Source organism: Phenylobacterium sp. (assembly GCF_030681155.1).
In the GTDB taxonomy this organism is placed as follows: domain Bacteria; phylum Pseudomonadota; class Alphaproteobacteria; order Caulobacterales; family Caulobacteraceae; genus Phenylobacterium.
On the sequence record NZ_JAUXXE010000042.1, the window covers coordinates 42,359 to 56,943 of the forward strand.

At 66.7% G+C, this 14,585-nt stretch carries 16 protein-coding genes; 12 read left to right on the forward strand and 4 right to left on the reverse strand.

Annotated features, from left to right (window positions below; genetic code table 11):
* Positions 1–106: 106 nt before the first annotated feature.
* Positions 107–1,432 (forward strand): MFS transporter, encoded by a 1,326-nt coding sequence (locus tag Q8M13_RS10790; RefSeq protein WP_305299956.1) that lies wholly within the window; start codon positions 107–109, stop codon positions 1,430–1,432.
* Positions 1,433–1,560: 128 nt separating this feature from the next.
* On the opposite strand, the gene Q8M13_RS10795 is transcribed toward Q8M13_RS10790, so the two are convergent.
* Positions 1,561–2,835 carry a lytic murein transglycosylase gene (locus tag Q8M13_RS10795; RefSeq protein ID WP_305299957.1) on the reverse strand — a complete coding sequence of 425 codons (1,275 nt, stop codon included), beginning with the start codon at positions 2,833–2,835 and terminating at the stop codon, positions 1,561–1,563.
* A gap of 154 nt (positions 2,836–2,989) precedes the next feature.
* Between Q8M13_RS10795 and ykgO the strand changes: the two genes are divergently transcribed.
* The 4 genes from ykgO (at position 2,990) to Q8M13_RS10815 (ending at position 5,729) form a co-directional block, all read left to right on the forward strand.
* The gene (gene ykgO / locus Q8M13_RS10800; protein WP_056023006.1) at positions 2,990–3,115 is read left to right on the forward strand and encodes a type B 50S ribosomal protein L36; all 126 of its coding nucleotides are present in this window, start codon (positions 2,990–2,992) and stop codon (positions 3,113–3,115) included.
* Between the two features lies 1 nt (position 3,116).
* Positions 3,117–3,731 carry an HAD family phosphatase gene (locus tag Q8M13_RS10805; RefSeq protein ID WP_305299958.1) on the forward strand — a complete coding sequence of 205 codons (615 nt, stop codon included), beginning with the start codon at positions 3,117–3,119 and terminating at the stop codon, positions 3,729–3,731.
* Positions 3,732–3,834: 103 nt separating this feature from the next.
* Complete coding sequence (locus Q8M13_RS10810) at positions 3,835–5,055, forward strand: serine hydrolase (RefSeq protein WP_305299959.1); 1,221 nt, start codon at positions 3,835–3,837, stop codon at positions 5,053–5,055.
* Between the two features lie 14 nt (positions 5,056–5,069).
* Positions 5,070–5,729: a TetR/AcrR family transcriptional regulator gene (locus Q8M13_RS10815; RefSeq protein WP_305299960.1), complete on the forward strand. Its 660-nt coding sequence runs from the start codon at positions 5,070–5,072 to the stop codon at positions 5,727–5,729.
* On the opposite strand, the gene folE is transcribed toward Q8M13_RS10815, so the two are convergent.
* Positions 5,716–6,300: a GTP cyclohydrolase I FolE gene (folE, locus tag Q8M13_RS10820; protein ID WP_305299961.1), complete on the reverse strand. Its 585-nt coding sequence runs from the start codon at positions 6,298–6,300 to the stop codon at positions 5,716–5,718. The two genes, Q8M13_RS10815 and folE, sit on opposite strands and share 14 nt — an antisense overlap.
* A gap of 131 nt (positions 6,301–6,431) precedes the next feature.
* Here folE and Q8M13_RS10825 point away from each other — a divergent pair, with 131 nt between their 5' ends.
* Complete coding sequence (locus Q8M13_RS10825) at positions 6,432–6,698, forward strand: DUF2312 domain-containing protein (protein ID WP_056735991.1); 267 nt, start codon at positions 6,432–6,434, stop codon at positions 6,696–6,698.
* Positions 6,695–7,012, forward strand: coding sequence for a hypothetical protein (locus Q8M13_RS10830; RefSeq protein ID WP_305299962.1), 318 nt, complete (start codon positions 6,695–6,697; stop codon positions 7,010–7,012). The genes Q8M13_RS10825 and Q8M13_RS10830 overlap by 4 nt, the downstream gene beginning before the upstream one ends.
* Before the next feature lie 127 nt (positions 7,013–7,139).
* On the opposite strand, the gene Q8M13_RS10835 is transcribed toward Q8M13_RS10830, so the two are convergent.
* Positions 7,140–8,633, reverse strand: coding sequence for a sigma-54 dependent transcriptional regulator (locus Q8M13_RS10835; protein ID WP_305299963.1), 1,494 nt, complete (start codon positions 8,631–8,633; stop codon positions 7,140–7,142).
* Positions 8,634–8,801: 168 nt separating this feature from the next.
* Positions 8,802–9,266 carry a MarR family winged helix-turn-helix transcriptional regulator gene (locus Q8M13_RS10840; RefSeq protein WP_305299964.1) on the reverse strand — a complete coding sequence of 155 codons (465 nt, stop codon included), beginning with the start codon at positions 9,264–9,266 and terminating at the stop codon, positions 8,802–8,804.
* Positions 9,267–9,381: 115 nt separating this feature from the next.
* On the opposite strand from Q8M13_RS10840, the gene Q8M13_RS10845 reads away from it, so the two are divergent.
* From Q8M13_RS10845 to Q8M13_RS10865, 5 genes are all read left to right on the forward strand, one after another.
* Positions 9,382–10,605, forward strand: coding sequence for a flavin-dependent oxidoreductase (locus Q8M13_RS10845; protein WP_305299965.1), 1,224 nt, complete (start codon positions 9,382–9,384; stop codon positions 10,603–10,605).
* Positions 10,602–11,051 carry a DUF3237 family protein gene (locus Q8M13_RS10850; protein WP_305299966.1) on the forward strand — a complete coding sequence of 150 codons (450 nt, stop codon included), beginning with the start codon at positions 10,602–10,604 and terminating at the stop codon, positions 11,049–11,051. Before Q8M13_RS10845 ends, Q8M13_RS10850 begins: the two co-directional genes overlap by 4 nt.
* Before the next feature lie 15 nt (positions 11,052–11,066).
* On the forward strand, positions 11,067–11,828 hold the full coding sequence (locus Q8M13_RS10855; RefSeq protein ID WP_305299967.1) for an alpha/beta fold hydrolase: 762 nt from the start codon (positions 11,067–11,069) through the stop codon (positions 11,826–11,828).
* 104 nt (positions 11,829–11,932) lie between these two features.
* A complete protein-coding gene (locus tag Q8M13_RS10860; protein WP_305299968.1) occupies positions 11,933–14,071 on the forward strand; it encodes a PQQ-dependent dehydrogenase, methanol/ethanol family in 2,139 nt (712 codons plus the stop codon).
* A gap of 73 nt (positions 14,072–14,144) precedes the next feature.
* Positions 14,145–14,372, forward strand: a complete 228-nt coding sequence (locus tag Q8M13_RS10865; RefSeq protein ID WP_370870025.1) for a GIY-YIG nuclease family protein — start codon at positions 14,145–14,147, stop codon at positions 14,370–14,372.
* The last annotated feature ends 213 nt before the right edge of the window (positions 14,373–14,585 follow it).

The following is a 14,585-nucleotide window of genomic DNA, read 5'->3' on the forward strand; positions in this document are numbered from 1 at the left end:
GCTGTCCCCGCGACGTCCAGACCCGACTATCGGCGATTAATGCTTAATTCCGCGTGTGCGTTTTCCGTGTTTGCACAAGGGGTCGGCGCGGACTAACAGCGAGGCCATGCCCAAATCCGCCACAGCGCCGGAAGGCCTGCCCAAGAAGACCTTCGCCATTATCTTCGGCGTCTCCCTGGTGACCGCCATGGGCAATACCGGGATGATTTCGGTGCTGCCGGCCATCGGCCGGTCGATTGGCATTCCCGATCCGATGGTCGCGGCGATCTTCTCGCTTTCGGCCCTGCTGTGGGCGTTCTCCTCACCCTGGTGGGCGCGAGCCTCCGATCGCCACGGCCGCAAGCCGCTGATGCTGATCGGCCTCTCTGGCTTCATGTTCTCAATGATCGCCTGCGCCCTGGTGGTGATGGCTGGGCTGCATCACTTCGCCACCCCGATGATCATCTTCGTCTGCTTCCTGTTCGCCCGGGCGCTGTTTGGCCTGTTTGGTTCGGCCTCCAACCCGGCGACCCAGGCCTATGTGGCCGAGCACACGGCGCCGGAGCTGCGCACCCAGTCGATGTCGAGCCTGGCCGGCGCATTCGGCCTAGGGACCGTCATCGGCCCGTTCCTGGCGCCCCTGTTCGTCCTGCCGTTCGTCGGCTTGGCCGGGCCCATGCTTGGGTTCGCGGTGATGGCGGGCGTGATGCTGTTGGTCGTCTGGAAGATGCTGCCCGAAAGCCAGCATATGCCGGTCGCGCCGGTGCGGGCCGAGATCGCCAAGGACGCCAAGGGCGGCGATGCGACCAAGGAAAAGCCGATGTGGCGCGATCCGCGCGTCACGCCGTTCCTGATCTACGGCTTCATCGTCGCGGTATGCCAGACCGCCCAGGCCCAGACGCTCGGCTTCCTGATCATCGACAAGCTCGGCCTCGATCCAATGAAGGCCCAGGGCTACATCGCCATCGCCATGATGTTCGGCGCCATGGCCGGCCTGCTGGCCCAGTGGGGCATCATCCGGATGTTCGAGATGACTCCGCGCCAACTGCTGCGCTGGGGCGTGGGCGTGGCGGCGGTGGGCAATGTCATTGTCGCCCTGCAGCCGACCTATGCGGCGGTGGTCGCGGGCTTTGCGATCTCCAGCCTGGGCTTCGGCCTGGCGCGCCCGGGCTTCACGGCTGGCGCATCCTTGGCCGTGGACATGCACGAGCAGGCCCGCGTGGCCGGCGCCATCGCCGCGGTCAACGGCGTCAACGTGGTGCTCGCGCCGTTCTTCGTCTGGCTCTATGAGCGCATCGCGCCCGCGCCGTTTGTGCTGTGCGGGCTGCTGATGGTCGCCATGCTGTTCTACGCCTTCCGCAACGCCCAACTGCGCAACGCCGACCCGCTGCCGGCCACACGCGCCGACGCGGCCATGGCGACGCTGGAGAAGAGCGACGAGGGCGGTCTGTAATTCCTCTCCCTCGGGAGAGGCTAGGTGAGGGGGCGGCGCGTAGCGGCGCTCAACTGTCGTCAGCCTAGCGAGGCCGGTGGGGCCAAGTCCCTCACCCGACCTCTCCCCGGCGGGGAGAGGAGAAGAGTTTATAACGCGCCGGCCTCTACGTTCAGGCGCCGCACCATCTCCATCGAGAGATAGCCGTCGGCCGTCAGGCCACGGGCCTTCTGCCAATTGCGCAGCGCCGTGCGGGTGTTCACGCCGACCACCCCGTCCGGTTCGCCCGGATTGAAGCCCAGCCGCAGCAGGGCGGTCTGGGCGGCGATGCGGTCGCCGATCGCCAGGGGCGTCTCATAGGGCCAGGGCCTCACCAGCGGGCCGCCGCCAGCGAACCTGTCGGCCAGCAGGCCGATGCCCAGGGCGTAGGACGTGGAGTTGTTGTAGGTGCGGATCGCGAAGTGGTTCGGCAGCAACAGGAAGATCGGCCCGCTGGCGCCAGCGGGGGCGACGAGCTGGGCCTTGGCGCCCTGGTCGGCGGGCGACCACCCGCCGCCATCGGCGGGCTTTACGCCAAGCTGGGCCCACCAGTCGGGCGTCTCGCGTGGACCTTCGGTCAGGCTGTAGTCGAAATCGGCGGGCAGGGTGACCTCGCGGGCCCAGCTCTGGCCCCGCACCCAGCCGCCCTTGGCCAGCAGATTGGCGGCCGAGGCCAGGGCGTCGTGGCTGGACCCCCAGATGTCGCGCTTGCCGTCTCCGTCGCCGTCTACGGCGGTCGTGAGGTAGTTGGAGGGCAGGAACTGGGCCTGGCCCATGGCGCCGGCCCACGAGCCCTTCAGCTGGCTGCGCGAGGCCTCGCCTGAGCTGATGATCTTCAGGGCGGCGATCAGCTCGCCCTCGGCGAAGTTCCGGCGGCGGCCGTGATAGGCGAGGCTGGCCATGCAGCGCACCACGTCGAAGTCGCCCTGGACGGCCCCGAACGCGCTCTCCATGGCCCAGACGGCGATCAGGATGTCGCGTGGCACGCCATACTTCTGTTCCACCGCCGGCCAGAACGGCAGTTCGGTCCGGTAGCGGCGGCCCCGTGCGATGCGCTCGTCGCTGACCGTGCCCTTTATGTAGTCGCCGATCGGCTTGGAGAATTCCGGCTGGGCCGAATCGAGGCTGATGACCCGGGGATTGGGGGTGACGCCCGCCAGTTCGCGGTCGATCAGGGCGGCGGGCAGGCCGGCGCCTATCGCCTTGGTGCGGAACTGAGCGCGCCAAGCGTCGAACCCAGCATCGACAGATGGAGCCGGCGGGGCCGGAGTCTCGGGCGTGGGCGTAGGCCCTGGCGGCGGGACTTGGCTCGGCGCATCGGGTTTGGGCGGCGCGGGGCCTGCGCAGCCGGCGAGAAGCAAGACAAGAAAGATACGACGGTCCATAAGGCAACCTAGCGAGGCGTTGCGGCGGCCCCAATCACAAGGCCGCTATCGGTTGCGATAGCTCCAGGCGTTGACTCAAAAGCCTCAGCCCCGTATACGCGCCCGCTCTGTAATAACCCCCTGGGCGAAAGCCCGGCGCCCGAGAATTAGGTCCATGAAGGTCAGAAGCTCGCTCAAGTCGCTCAAGACTCGCCACCGCGACTGCAAGCTCGTGCGTCGCAAGGGCGTGGTGTACGTCATCAACAAGACCGATCCCCGCTTCAAAGCCAAGCAAGGCTGAGATGCCTGAGGCGGCTGTCAAAGCCGTCTTGTGGGACATCGGTAATGTCGTCGTGCGCTGGAATCCGCGCACGCTCTACGACAAGTTCTTTAAGGAACCGGCCGAAGTCGACCGGTTCCTTTCCCATGTCTGCAACATGGAATGGCACGTCGCTCACGACCTGGGCGTGACGTTCGCCGACAATCGCGCGCGGCTGTTGCCGCAGTTTCCGGAATATGCCGACGCCATCCACGCCTGGGAAACCCGGTGGTGGGAGATGTTCTCCGGCGCGATCCCGGAGACCGAGGCCGCCATCGAGGCGCTGCACGCCGCCGGCGTGCCCCAGTACGGCGTCACCAACATGTCCCAAGAGACTTTCGCCGGGACGATCGCCATGAGCCCGGCTTTCAAGCGGTTCCAGGATTATGTGGTCTCGGCGCATGAGGGCGTAATCAAGCCCGACCCGGCCTTCTACGCTCTGGCCTGCGAGCGCTTTGGCCTGGCGCCCTCCGAGGTGTTGTTCTTCGACGACTCGGAATGGAACGTGCGCGCGGCCGAGGCCTTCGGCTTCGACGTCCATCACTTCACAGATCCCGCCGCGGTGCGACCGGCCCTGGAAGCGCGCGGGCTGCTCTAGGTCACCTCTCACGCAAATTGAGCTTGCCTAAAATATGAATGATACGTCACATTCATATCAACGAGCGGTCGCGAACACACGCGGCCCGAGGCGAGGGAATTCGATGCGGAACATCCTGATGGCCGGCGCTGTGGCGCTGGGGGCGATTTCTGGCGGACAGGCGTGGGCCGAAGGCGGCGTCGGCGTGCGCGGGACCTGGGGCGAGCCGCAGAATTCGGCCGCCGCGTTTCACAATATGGAAGAGCTGTTCCCCTCGCGGCGGATCGCGCCGGGCGACAAGCCGATGGCGCTAAAGTCACCGGCCGCGCCGTTCGCGGCGTCCTATGACTTCAAGGGCAAGACCCACGACCTTGAGGCGTTCGCCGCCAACACCCGCACCACGGGTTTGCTGATCATGCGCGGCGATCAGATCCTCTATGAGCGCTACTATCAGGGCTCGGCGCCGGACAGCCGCTTCATCTCCTTCTCGGTCGGCAAGTCCTTCGTCTCCAGCTTGATCGGCATCGCCCTGGCCGAGGGCAAGATCCGCAGTCTCGACGACAAGATGATCGACTACCTGCCCGAGCTGAAGGGCGGCGCCTATGAGACCGCGACCATCCGCGATGTGCTGGAGATGTCGTCGGGCACCTCGTTCGACGAGGAATACACCGACGCCAAGTCCGGCATCGGCGGCTTCATCGCTCTGTTCGACCAGAACAAGGGCGGCCTCTACGACTATTCCCGCAAGTTCAAGAGCGCCCGCAAGCCGGGCGAGAAGTTCAACTACGCCAGTGCCGACACCGAGATCCTCGGCGCGTTGCTCGCCAAGGTCACCGGCCAGCGGGCGGCGGACTACATGTCGGAAAAGCTCTGGAAACCGATGGGCGCCGAGGGCGAGGCCCGCTGGATCCTGGACCAGCCGGGTGACGCAGGTCGAGAGATCGCCGCGGGCGGCCTGCTCATCCGGCTGCGGGACTACGCCCGCTTTGGCCAGCTGGCCGCCCACGACGGCGCGGTCGACGGACGCCAGGTGCTGCCCAAGGGCTGGATCGCCCAGGCCACCCAGCCGCAGCGGCCGCAGGTTGGCTACGGCAAGCTCAGCGAAGGTCCTCTGGGCTATGGCTACCAATGGTGGCTGATCCCTGGCGCCGACCGCGCCTTCACCGGCGAGGGGATCTACGGCCAGTTCCTGATGGTCAACCCGGCCCTGGATCTGGTGATGGTGAAGACCAGCAACTGGACGGGCGCGTGGGACGCCGAAATGTCGGAGGAGACCTTCGCGCTCTTCCAGGCGCTGAGTGAACAAGTGCGCGCCATGCCGGCCCAGCAGCCGCCGACTCCATGATAGGAGAGGGGGTGATGAGCACGATCCTCACCCCTCGAAAACTGCCCACCCAGGCTCGGGCCAAGGCTCGCATCCAGCGGGTTTTGGACGCCACCCAGGCGATCTTGAACCGGGACGGGCCGGCGGCGGTGACGACCCCGGCCATCGCCGCGGCGTCCGGCGTGTCGGTGGGGTCGATCTACCAATACTTCCCCAACAAGGAGGCCATCATCCTGGCCCTCTACGAGGCCCGCCTGACGCATATCCGGCAGGTGGCTTCGGAGGCGATGGACGATGGCGAAGGTGACTGGCGCGCATTCTTCCGCAAGTGGATCGCGCGAGTGAAGGCTGAGGAGGAAGCGGTCGGCTACGGCCTGTCGATGAGCGCGGCCTTCGAGCAGTTCCCGAAACTGGCCGAGATCGAGCCGTTGCACGCCGAGCAGATGGCCGAGGGCGTGGTCGCTCAACTCAAGCAGTTCGGCTCGGACTGGCCCGACGAGGCGCTCTTCGACCTGGCCATCTACGCCTACTATCTGGACGCGGCGACCTGGCGCTATTGGACGGCCGCCGAGGCGCGCTTGCCGCAGGGCGTGGACCGGCTGATTGAAACCATCATCACCGTGCTCGCGCCGGCCATGGACGGCGGAGCCCCGCCAGCCCCGCCCTATGTGCGTCGCCGTCTCAGCCGTTCCTGACGAACTCCAGGAACTCCTGACGGGTGCGGGGATCGTCGCGGACCTCGCCCAGCAGATGGCTGGTGGTCAGGCGCGAGCCGGGCGTGTTCACCCCGCGCATGGTCATGCAGCTATGCTCCGACACGATGACCACCCCGACGCCCTTGGGATGCAGGATGTCCTGGATGGCGCCGGCGATCTCGGCGGTCAGCTTTTCCTGGATCTGAAGTCGTCGGGCGAAGCCGTGGACCACGCGCGCCAACTTGGAAATGCCGACCACCCGGTTCGACGGCAGGTAACCGACGTGAGCCTTGCCCAGGAACGGCAGCATGTGGTGTTCGCAGAAACTGACCACCCGGATGTCGCGCAGGACCACCAGCTCGTCATAGCCGCCGACCTCGTCGAAGGTCCGCTCGAGGTATTCGCGTGGATCGGTCTCGTAGCCTGAGAACAGCTCCTTGTAGGACCTGGCCACCCGCGCGGGCGTGTCCAGCAGGCCTTCGCGATGGGGATCGTCGCCCGCCCACTCGATAAGGGTGCGGACCGCCGCCTCGGCCTGCTCTTGCGTCGGACGGTGCTTGGATTGGGGCATGGGGAACTCCGCGTCGATCCGTCTCAACGAATAGGCTGCAGCTAAGGTTCAGCGGGCGGATGACATGCCCGCGTCTCGCCGCTAGGTTCGCGCGCCTTTCCGCCACCCCAGACCTGTGAGACCTTGATCCCATGTCCGACGACTCCGCCCACGGCGATATCCTGAACCAAGCCGCCCAGGGCCAGCTCAAGAGCATCATTGAACGTATCGAGCGCCTCGAGCAGGAGAAGTCGGAGATCGCCGAGCAGATCAAGGAAGTCTTCGCCGAAGCCAAGGGCAACGGCTTCGACGTGAAGATCCTGCGCAAGGTGGTCCGCATCCGCAAACAGGACCGCGCCAAGCGCCTCGAGGAAGAAGCGATCCTCGACCTGTACCTGTCGGCGATGGGAGAGATTTGAAGCGAGCCCCACCCGACCGGAAGGAGCAGGCCAAGCGGGCCGCGCTGAACGCATTGAAGCGTGTCCGCCGCCAGGCGGACCGCGCCGATGTGAAGCTTTCGGATTGGGAGGGGGAATTCCTCGGCTCGGTCGAGGAACGCGTGAAGACCTACGGCCGCGCCTTCGGGGATCCTGAGAAGGGCGCGGCCGGCGAGGCGCTGTCAGCGCTTCAGGCGGTGAAGCTCAAGGAGATCGCCGCCAAGGCCAAGGGCGAGAAGAAGGAACTGCAAAGGCGGCCCTTCAAGCGCCGCGCCAAGCCTTATTCAGAAGACTGAATTCCTCTCCCTCGGGAGAGGTTAGGTGAAGGGCGACGCGTCGCGGCGCTCTAATCCCTCGGTGAGGTTGAGTGGCTGACGCCGCCCCCTCACCCGACCTCTCCCCGAGGGGAGAGGAGAAGAGCCGCTACGCCGCGGCCGTCGCGCCGTCCGTCTCGGACGCGCCCTTGATGTTGTCTTCCAGCCCTTGCTCGCGGACCTTCCGATAGAGGGTCGAGCGGCCGATGCCGAGCCGGCGTGCGACTTCGCTCATGTGACCGGCATAGATCTCGATGGCCAGGGCGATCAGGTCGCGCTCGATCTCTTCCAGGGTCCGCAGATGGCCGCGGTGGTCAAGGATGCGGACAGGAGCGTCCGCCGGCATTTCGGCGACCAGCTCTTCGGCGGTCGGCAGAATGGCCGGACGCTGGCTGGCGACAGCCTCGAACGCTTCGGGCGGCGGCGCGGCGACGCCCGAGATCGCCGGGAAGTCGAACGGCTGCAGATAGGGCGCATCGGCCAACACAATGGCGCGATAGACCGCGTTCTCCAGCTGGCGGACATTGCCCGGCCAGTCATAGGCGGTCAGGAAGGCCAGGGTCTCAGCCGAGGCGGCCACGACGCTCTTGCCCTCTTCGACGTTGAAGCGGCGGATGAAGTGGTCGACCAGGGCCGGGATGTCCTCGCGCCGCGTGCGCAGGGACGGGGCCTCGATCGGGAAGACGTTCAGGCGATAGAACAGGTCCTCGCGGAACAGCCCGTCCTTCACGGCCTGGGCCGGGTCGCGGTTGGTGGCAGAGACGATGCGGACATCGACCTTGATCGAGCGTTTGGAGCCGACCGGGTCGATTTCGCTTTCCTGCAGGGCGCGCAGCAGCTTGACCTGCATGTCGAGCGGCAGTTCCCCCACCTCGTCGAGGAACAGGGTGCCGCCATTGGCTTCCTGGAACTTGCCCAGGTGCTTGTCGGTGGCGCCGGTGAAGCTGCCCTTCTCGTGGCCGAACAGAATCGATTCCACCAGATTCTCGGGCAGGGCGCCGCAGTTCACCGCGATGAACGGCTTGCCGGCGCGGTCGGAAGACCCGTGCACGGCGCGCGCGATGACTTCTTTGCCGACGCCGCTCTCGCCGGTGATCAGGATCGGGATCGACGACTTCGCCGCCCGTTCGCCCATGCGCTTGACCATGGTCATGGCCGGAGAGTCGCCGACCATGTCGGCGAAGCTGGCGCGGCCGGTGGCGTGCTTCTTCAGCCGGTCGACCTCGCCCTTCAGCGCGCCCATCGACAGGGCGTTGCGGATCGACACGAGGATGCGTTCCGGGCTGGCCGGCTTGATGAAGAAATCGCTGGCGCCGGCCTGCATGGCCTGGACGACGGTGTCGATGCCGCCGGTCGCGGTCAGCACGATCACAGGTTGGGCGAAGTTGCGGGCGCGCATTTCGGCCAGGGTCTCCTGGCCGCTCATGCCGGGCATGACCAGATCGAGCAGGATCACATCGACCGGTGAACCCGATTGCAGACGCGTGATAGCCGTCTCGCCGCTCTCGGCGTGGACCACGGCGAAGCCTTCGCGTTCCAGCACGGCCTGGATCAATCTGCGCTGCGTCGGGTCGTCATCGACGACGAGGACCGTCTTGGTCATTTGAAACACCCACACACCTGGAACGGACGCTCGTTTCGCCGATGGACTGGTCGAACGAGGCTCTTCTTGACCCGGATTGATACAGGCGCGGGGTAAAGGCGGGGTTTCGGAGTCCTGAGTCGGGGGTTAACGGGCATGGTTACGTTCGGTAAACCATGCCCCCGTTGATCAGGTCTGAATCCGCTCCAGCAAAGACTTTAGCGTCTCGATCTCGGCGGCGGAGAAACCTCTCACCAGTTCGCGATCATGTTCGCGAACCAGCTCCACGATCTGTGGCAGCCTCTCTTCGCCCAAGGGCGACAGGAACAGCGCCTGGGCCCGCGCATCGCCCGGGGCCGGCCGCCGCTCAATCAGGCCTTGCAGGCTAAGCGCCTCGACAATGGCCAGCACGCCGGAGCGGGCGATACCCATGACGCTGGCCAGTTCGGTCTGCTTCAGGCCCGGGTTCGACGCGATCAGCACCAGGGCCGAGAAGCGTTGGGTGGTGACGCCCAGGCCCCCCAGTTGGGCGTCAAAGGCTTCAGTCATGCGGATCTGCGCCCGGCGCAGGCCATAGCCGACCAGTTCGTCCAGGACCCCATATTCGATGCCCGGCCGATGCGGATCGAACTGGCGTTTTTCGTCGTGACTCATCGCGTCCTCACCCTCGCATCATTCGACGATCCTCAGGTCCATCGCAACGGAGCGTTGAAGTCCAAACTCATATTGTTATGGTGCATAACAAATAGCGTTCGGGAGGACGATGAACATGCGGGCAGTCGTCGCCGGCGCTGGGATAGGCGGCCTGACCACCGCCCTGGCCTTGCATGCGGCCGGTCACGAGGTGGAGGTCTTCGAGGCCGCTCGCGAGATCCTGCCGCTGGGCGTGGGCATCAATCTGCTGCCGCATGCCGCAGAGGTCTTGGCCGAGCTTGGCCTGCTGGACGACCTTCTCGCGCGCGGCGTCGCGACCCGCGAACTGGTCTATTTCAACCGCCTTGGCCAGCGGATCTGGGCCGAGCCGCGCGGCGTCCTGGCCGGTCACACCGCGCCGCAGGTCTCCTTGCCGCGCGGGGTGCTGCAGTCGGTCCTGTTGGAGGCGGCCATCGCGCGGCTGGGGCCAGATCGCGTCGGCTGCAATCGGCGGCTGGCCGGGCTCAGCCAGGACGAGCGCCAAGTGACGGGGCGGTTCGTCAGCGCCGAGGGCGAGACCTTCCGGCCGTCCGCCGATATCCTAGTCGCCGCTGACGGAATTCACTCGTTCGCCCGGGCCGCCTTCTATCCAGATGAAGGGCCGCCGACCTATTCCGGCCGCATCCTATGGCGCGCCACGACCTGGGCCGCGCCGTTTCTCACCGGCGCCAGCATGATCATGGCCGGTCACCAGGACCAGAAGTTCGTCGCCTATCCGATCGGCGCGCCACGCGCCGACGGCTTGCAGCAGATCAACTGGATCGCCGAATTGAGGATCGCGCAAAGCTTGCGGCGTGAGGACTGGAACCGGCGCGGCGCGCTGGAAGATTTCCTGCCGCGCTTCGAGGACTGGCGTTTCGACTGGCTGGACGTGCCTGGCCTGATCGAAGGCGCCGAGGCGGTCTACGAATATCCGATGGTCGATCGCGATCCACTGACGCGCTGGAACCACGGCCGGGTCACTTTGCTGGGGGACGCCGCCCATCCGATGTATCCGATCGGCTCGAACGGGGCGAGCCAGGCGATCCTCGACGCTCGCGCCTTGGCCCATGCGCTTAGCGCCAAGGCCGAGCCGGCGGCGGGATTGGCGGCCTATGAGCAGGCGCGTCTCTCGGCCACCGCCGCCATCGTCCTGGCCAATCGCGGCAATGGTCCAGAGCAGTGCATGCAACTGGCCCAGGAGCGGGCGCCTGACGGCTTCGACCGTGTCGAGGACGTGTTCGCGCCGGGCGAACTGGAAGCGATGGCCGCCCGCTACAAGGTGCTGACTGGCTTGCGCGCCCAGGAGGCATTGCAATGACGCCGGCGCTTACGCCGCTGATGACGCTGGAGGTGCTGGTCGGCGCTCCGGTGCAGATCGACGCCGCGCCGCACGGCCGGCGGTTCATTCCTATTGTCGGCGGAACCGTGGGGGGCGGCCTGACCGGACAGGTCCTGGCCGGGGGCGGTGACTGGCAGACGGTATGGCCGGACGGCCGAATGGATATCGCCGCCCACTATGTGCTGGAGATCGACGGCCAGGGCACAGTGGAGGTGCGCTCCGACGGCGTGCGCCATGGCCCGCCGGCGGTGCTGGCCGCCCTGGCGCGCGGCGAGATCGTGGATCCGGCCAGCTACTATTTTCGGACGGCCGTGCGGCTTCGCACAGCCGCGCCCGGCTTGTCGCGCCTCAACGCTCTGCTTGCGGTCGCCACCGGCGAGCGCGCGGCGGACCGCGTGCGGCTGCGCGCTTTTGAACTCGGCTAGATTGGGAGAGGCGTTTTGGCCCAGCGTTTTGAGACCTCGGATGGCGTCGGCGTGGTTTGGCATGAGTGGGGCCCCGAGCATGGCGGCCCCCCGGTGGTGCTGCACCACGGCTTTGCGGTCGGCGCCAAGACCAACTGGGCTGCGCCGGGCGTCGTCGCGGCGCTGACAGCCGCCGGCCGGCGCGTGGTTGGTATCGACGCGCGTGGGCATGGCGAGTCTGACAAGCCCCATGACCAGGCCTTCTATGGCGAGGACCGCATGGCGCGCGACCTCTCTGAGCTGATCGACCAACTGGGCGTGCCGGAGGTCGACCTGGTCGGCTATTCGATGGGCGCCATCGTCTCGCTGATCTGCGCGACGCGCGAGCCGCGCTTGCGCCGGCTGGTGATCGGCGGGGTCGGGGACGGCATCCTGGCCCAGGGCGGCGTTGATACGCGGGTGGTCGACAACCACGACATCGTCGCGGCCCTGCTGACCGACGACCTCTCCACCATCGCGCCCGCCGCCTTGGGCTTCCGCCTGCTGGCGGACGCGACCGGCGCCGACCGCCGCGCCCTGGCCGCCCAGGCGGCTGTCGTTCACGCCAGCCGGATCCCGCTGGAGGAGATCAAGGCGCCGACCTTGGTGCTGGCGGGCGACAACGATCCGCTGGCCGCGCGTCCAGAACATCTCGCCGCCGCCATCCCCGGCGCGAAGGCCGCGCTCGCCCCCGGCGATCACCGCAGTGTCGTGGCGTCGAAGGAATTCGTGGCGGCGATCCTGGAGTTCCTGGCCTGACAGGGTCCGCCAAAGCACCTGACCCGGCGGCACGCTTGCCGACTCCGAAGTTCGGCGCATAGTTCCCCCAAAGGCCGCAATGAACGGCTGCTGGGAGGCGCTCGATGAAGACCTTGAAGTGGGCGGCGATGCTTGCCGCGACCGCGTTGCTAGCGGCCTGTGGTCAGGGCGGCGGGGACAAGGGGCCCGGCAATGTCGACGGAGCGCGGATCGCGGCTGCAAGCGGCAATGGCGAGTGGCTCACCGTCGCGCGGACCTATGACGAGCAGCGCCACAGTCCGCTCGACAAGATCAACACCACCAATGTCGGCCAGCTCGGCCTGGCCTGGATGTACGAGTTCGACACCGATCGCGGCCAGGAGGCGACGCCGGTCGTGGTCGACGGGGTGCTCTACACCACCACGGCCTGGTCCAAGGTCTACGCCTTCGACGCCAAGACCGGCGCGCTGAAGTGGTCATACGATCCCAAGGTCGAGGGCAAGAAGGGCTTCGACGCCTGCTGCGACGTGGTCAATCGCGGCGTCGCGGTCTGGAAGGGCAAGGTCTATGTCGGCGTGCTCGACGGCCGCCTGGTCGCGCTGGACGCCGGCACCGGCAAGGAAGCCTGGTCGGTTCAGACCACCGACACCGGTCGCCCCTACACCATCACCGGCGCGCCACGCGTGGTGAAGGACAAGGTGCTGATCGGCAACGGCGGCGGCGAGTACGGGGTTCGCGGCTATCTGTCAGCCTATGACTCGGCCACCGGCAAGCTGGTCTGGCGCTTCTACACCACGCCCAATCCGAACGGGCAGCCGGACAACGCCGCCTCCGACAAAATCATGAAGGAGAAGGGCGCGGCCACCTGGTTTGGCGAGGGCTGGAAGGCCACTGGCGGCGGCGGCACGGTCTGGGATTCGATGGCCTATGATCCCGAGCTCGACATCCTCTATGCGGGGGTCGGCAACGGCACGCCCTGGAACCATGTGAAGCGTTCGGACGGCAAGGGCGACAACCTATTCCTCTCCTCCGTCCTGGCCCTGAAGCCCGACACTGGCGAGTACGTCTGGCACTATCAGACGACGCCCGGCGAGAGCTGGGACTACACGGCCACCCAGCACATCATCCTGGCCGACCTGACAATCAACGGCCAGCCGCGTAAGGTGCTGATGCAGGCGCCGAAGAACGGCTTCTTCTATGTGCTGGACCGCGCGAACGGCCAGCTGATCTCGGCCAAACCCTATGTGCCGATCACCTGGGCCTCGGGTGTCGATCCGGCCACCGGCCGTCCGATCGAGAACCCCGGCGTGCGCTACGAGAACGCGCCGTCGCTGCAGGTCCCGGCCCCGTTCGGCGCGCACAACTGGCACCCGATGGCCTTCAATCCGAAGGAGGGTCTGGTCTACATCCCAGCCCAGGTGGTGCCCTTCGCCTATACCCCGGACAGGGGTTACACCTTCCGTCCGGGCGCCTGGAACGTCGGCACCGACTTCCTCGCCAACGCCCTGCCCACCGACGCGGCGCAGATGGCGGCCATCAAGGCGATGGTGAAGGGCGAGCTGATCGCCTGGGATCCGGTCGCGCAGAAGGCGCGCTTCACGATCAAGCATCCGTATTTCTGGAACGCCGGGGTGATGTCGACCGCCGGGGGCCTGATCTTCCAGGGCGCAGCCGAGGGCGAGTTCTCGGCCTACAACGCCGCCGACGGGACCAAGCTGTGGAGCTACAAGACCGACAACGGCGTCATCGCCGCCCCGTCGACCTATGAGATCGACGGCGAGCAGTATGTGGCCCTGATGGTCGGTTACGGCGGCGCGGGCGCGCTCTCGGCGCCGGCCCTGCTGCCCGAGCGTCCGAGGCTTCCTGGCCGGCTGATGGTGTTCAAGCTGGGCGGTACGGCCAAGGCCCCGCCCTATGTGCGGCCCGAGCAGGCGGCGCTGGACTTGACCGGCGTCACCTCGACCGGCGACGCTAAGCGCGGCTTCGCCCTGTTCCATCAGAACTGCCAGGTCTGCCACGGCCCGAACGCTGGCGGGGCCTTCCTGCCCAATTTGCGCCAGTCGCAGATGCTGCTCTCGGCCGATAGCTGGAAGTCGGTGGTGATCGATGGGGCGCTCGCCGAGCGTGGCATGGCCAGCTTCAGCCGCTTCATCGACGCCAAGGGCGCCGAGGACCTGCGCGCCTACGTGCTCAGCGAAGCCCGCGGCGCGGCGGCGCCTGCGGTCCCGGCGGCCAAGGGAGGGGCGGCGACGGCGAAGCGATAATTGGTCGGGCGTGACGCCTACATCGCGGTCTACATCCTAACGGATCGGATGCGCGGGACGCTCTACATGCGGCGTGACAAGCCAATTGTCACGCCGCATGTGGGAGCATCGCGACGGCGTCTATCCAGGCTTCACCAAGCGATATGGGCTGAAGCGGCTGGTCTGGTACGAACCGTACGAGGATATGTCGAACGCCATCCAACGTGAGAAGTCGCTGAAGCGATGGCCGCGCGATTGGAAGATCAACCTGATCGAGCGGGAGAACCCGCATTGGAGCGATCTCTACGACAGTCTCGCCTAGTGGGCGGGGCGTCGCCCCATCTCTCACTTCGTCATCCTGGGCCTTGTGCCTAGGACCCCTTTCACCATCGCAATGAACGGGGAGGGAGTGCCGTCGGCCTCCGTGCGCGCCTGCATCGCCTCGCAGCCGATAGAGGGGTCCTAGGCACAAGGCCTAGGATGACGAAGATTGGAGATGGCGAGCGAGGTCCTTCCAACTACCTCACCCCTAGGA

What these genes read in the sequence shown, in the direction of transcription:
- Q8M13_RS10805 (WP_305299958.1), top strand. Translation starts at nt 3,117, where the DNA reads ATGCCTGAGGCGGCTGTCAAAGCCGTCTTGTGGGACATCGGTAATGTC.
- Q8M13_RS10845 (WP_305299965.1), top strand. Translation starts at nt 9,382, where the DNA reads ATGCGGGCAGTCGTCGCCGGCGCTGGGATAGGCGGCCTGACCACCGCC.
- Q8M13_RS10815 (WP_305299960.1), top strand. Translation starts at nt 5,070, where the DNA reads ATGAGCACGATCCTCACCCCTCGAAAACTGCCCACCCAGGCTCGGGCC.
- folE (WP_305299961.1), bottom strand. Translation starts at nt 6,300, where the DNA reads ATGCCCCAATCCAAGCACCGTCCGACGCAAGAGCAGGCCGAGGCGGCG.
- Q8M13_RS10825 (WP_056735991.1), top strand. Translation starts at nt 6,432, where the DNA reads ATGTCCGACGACTCCGCCCACGGCGATATCCTGAACCAAGCCGCCCAG.
- Q8M13_RS10835 (WP_305299963.1), bottom strand. Translation starts at nt 8,633, where the DNA reads ATGACCAAGACGGTCCTCGTCGTCGATGACGACCCGACGCAGCGCAGA.
- Q8M13_RS10860 (WP_305299968.1), top strand. Translation starts at nt 11,933, where the DNA reads ATGAAGACCTTGAAGTGGGCGGCGATGCTTGCCGCGACCGCGTTGCTA.
- Q8M13_RS10795 (WP_305299957.1), bottom strand. Translation starts at nt 2,835, where the DNA reads ATGGACCGTCGTATCTTTCTTGTCTTGCTTCTCGCCGGCTGCGCAGGC.
- Q8M13_RS10810 (WP_305299959.1), top strand. Translation starts at nt 3,835, where the DNA reads ATGCGGAACATCCTGATGGCCGGCGCTGTGGCGCTGGGGGCGATTTCT.
- Q8M13_RS10840 (WP_305299964.1), bottom strand. Translation starts at nt 9,266, where the DNA reads ATGAGTCACGACGAAAAACGCCAGTTCGATCCGCATCGGCCGGGCATC.
- Q8M13_RS10790 (WP_305299956.1), top strand. Translation starts at nt 107, where the DNA reads ATGCCCAAATCCGCCACAGCGCCGGAAGGCCTGCCCAAGAAGACCTTC.
- ykgO (WP_056023006.1), top strand. Translation starts at nt 2,990, where the DNA reads ATGAAGGTCAGAAGCTCGCTCAAGTCGCTCAAGACTCGCCACCGCGAC.
- Q8M13_RS10850 (WP_305299966.1), top strand. Translation starts at nt 10,602, where the DNA reads ATGACGCCGGCGCTTACGCCGCTGATGACGCTGGAGGTGCTGGTCGGC.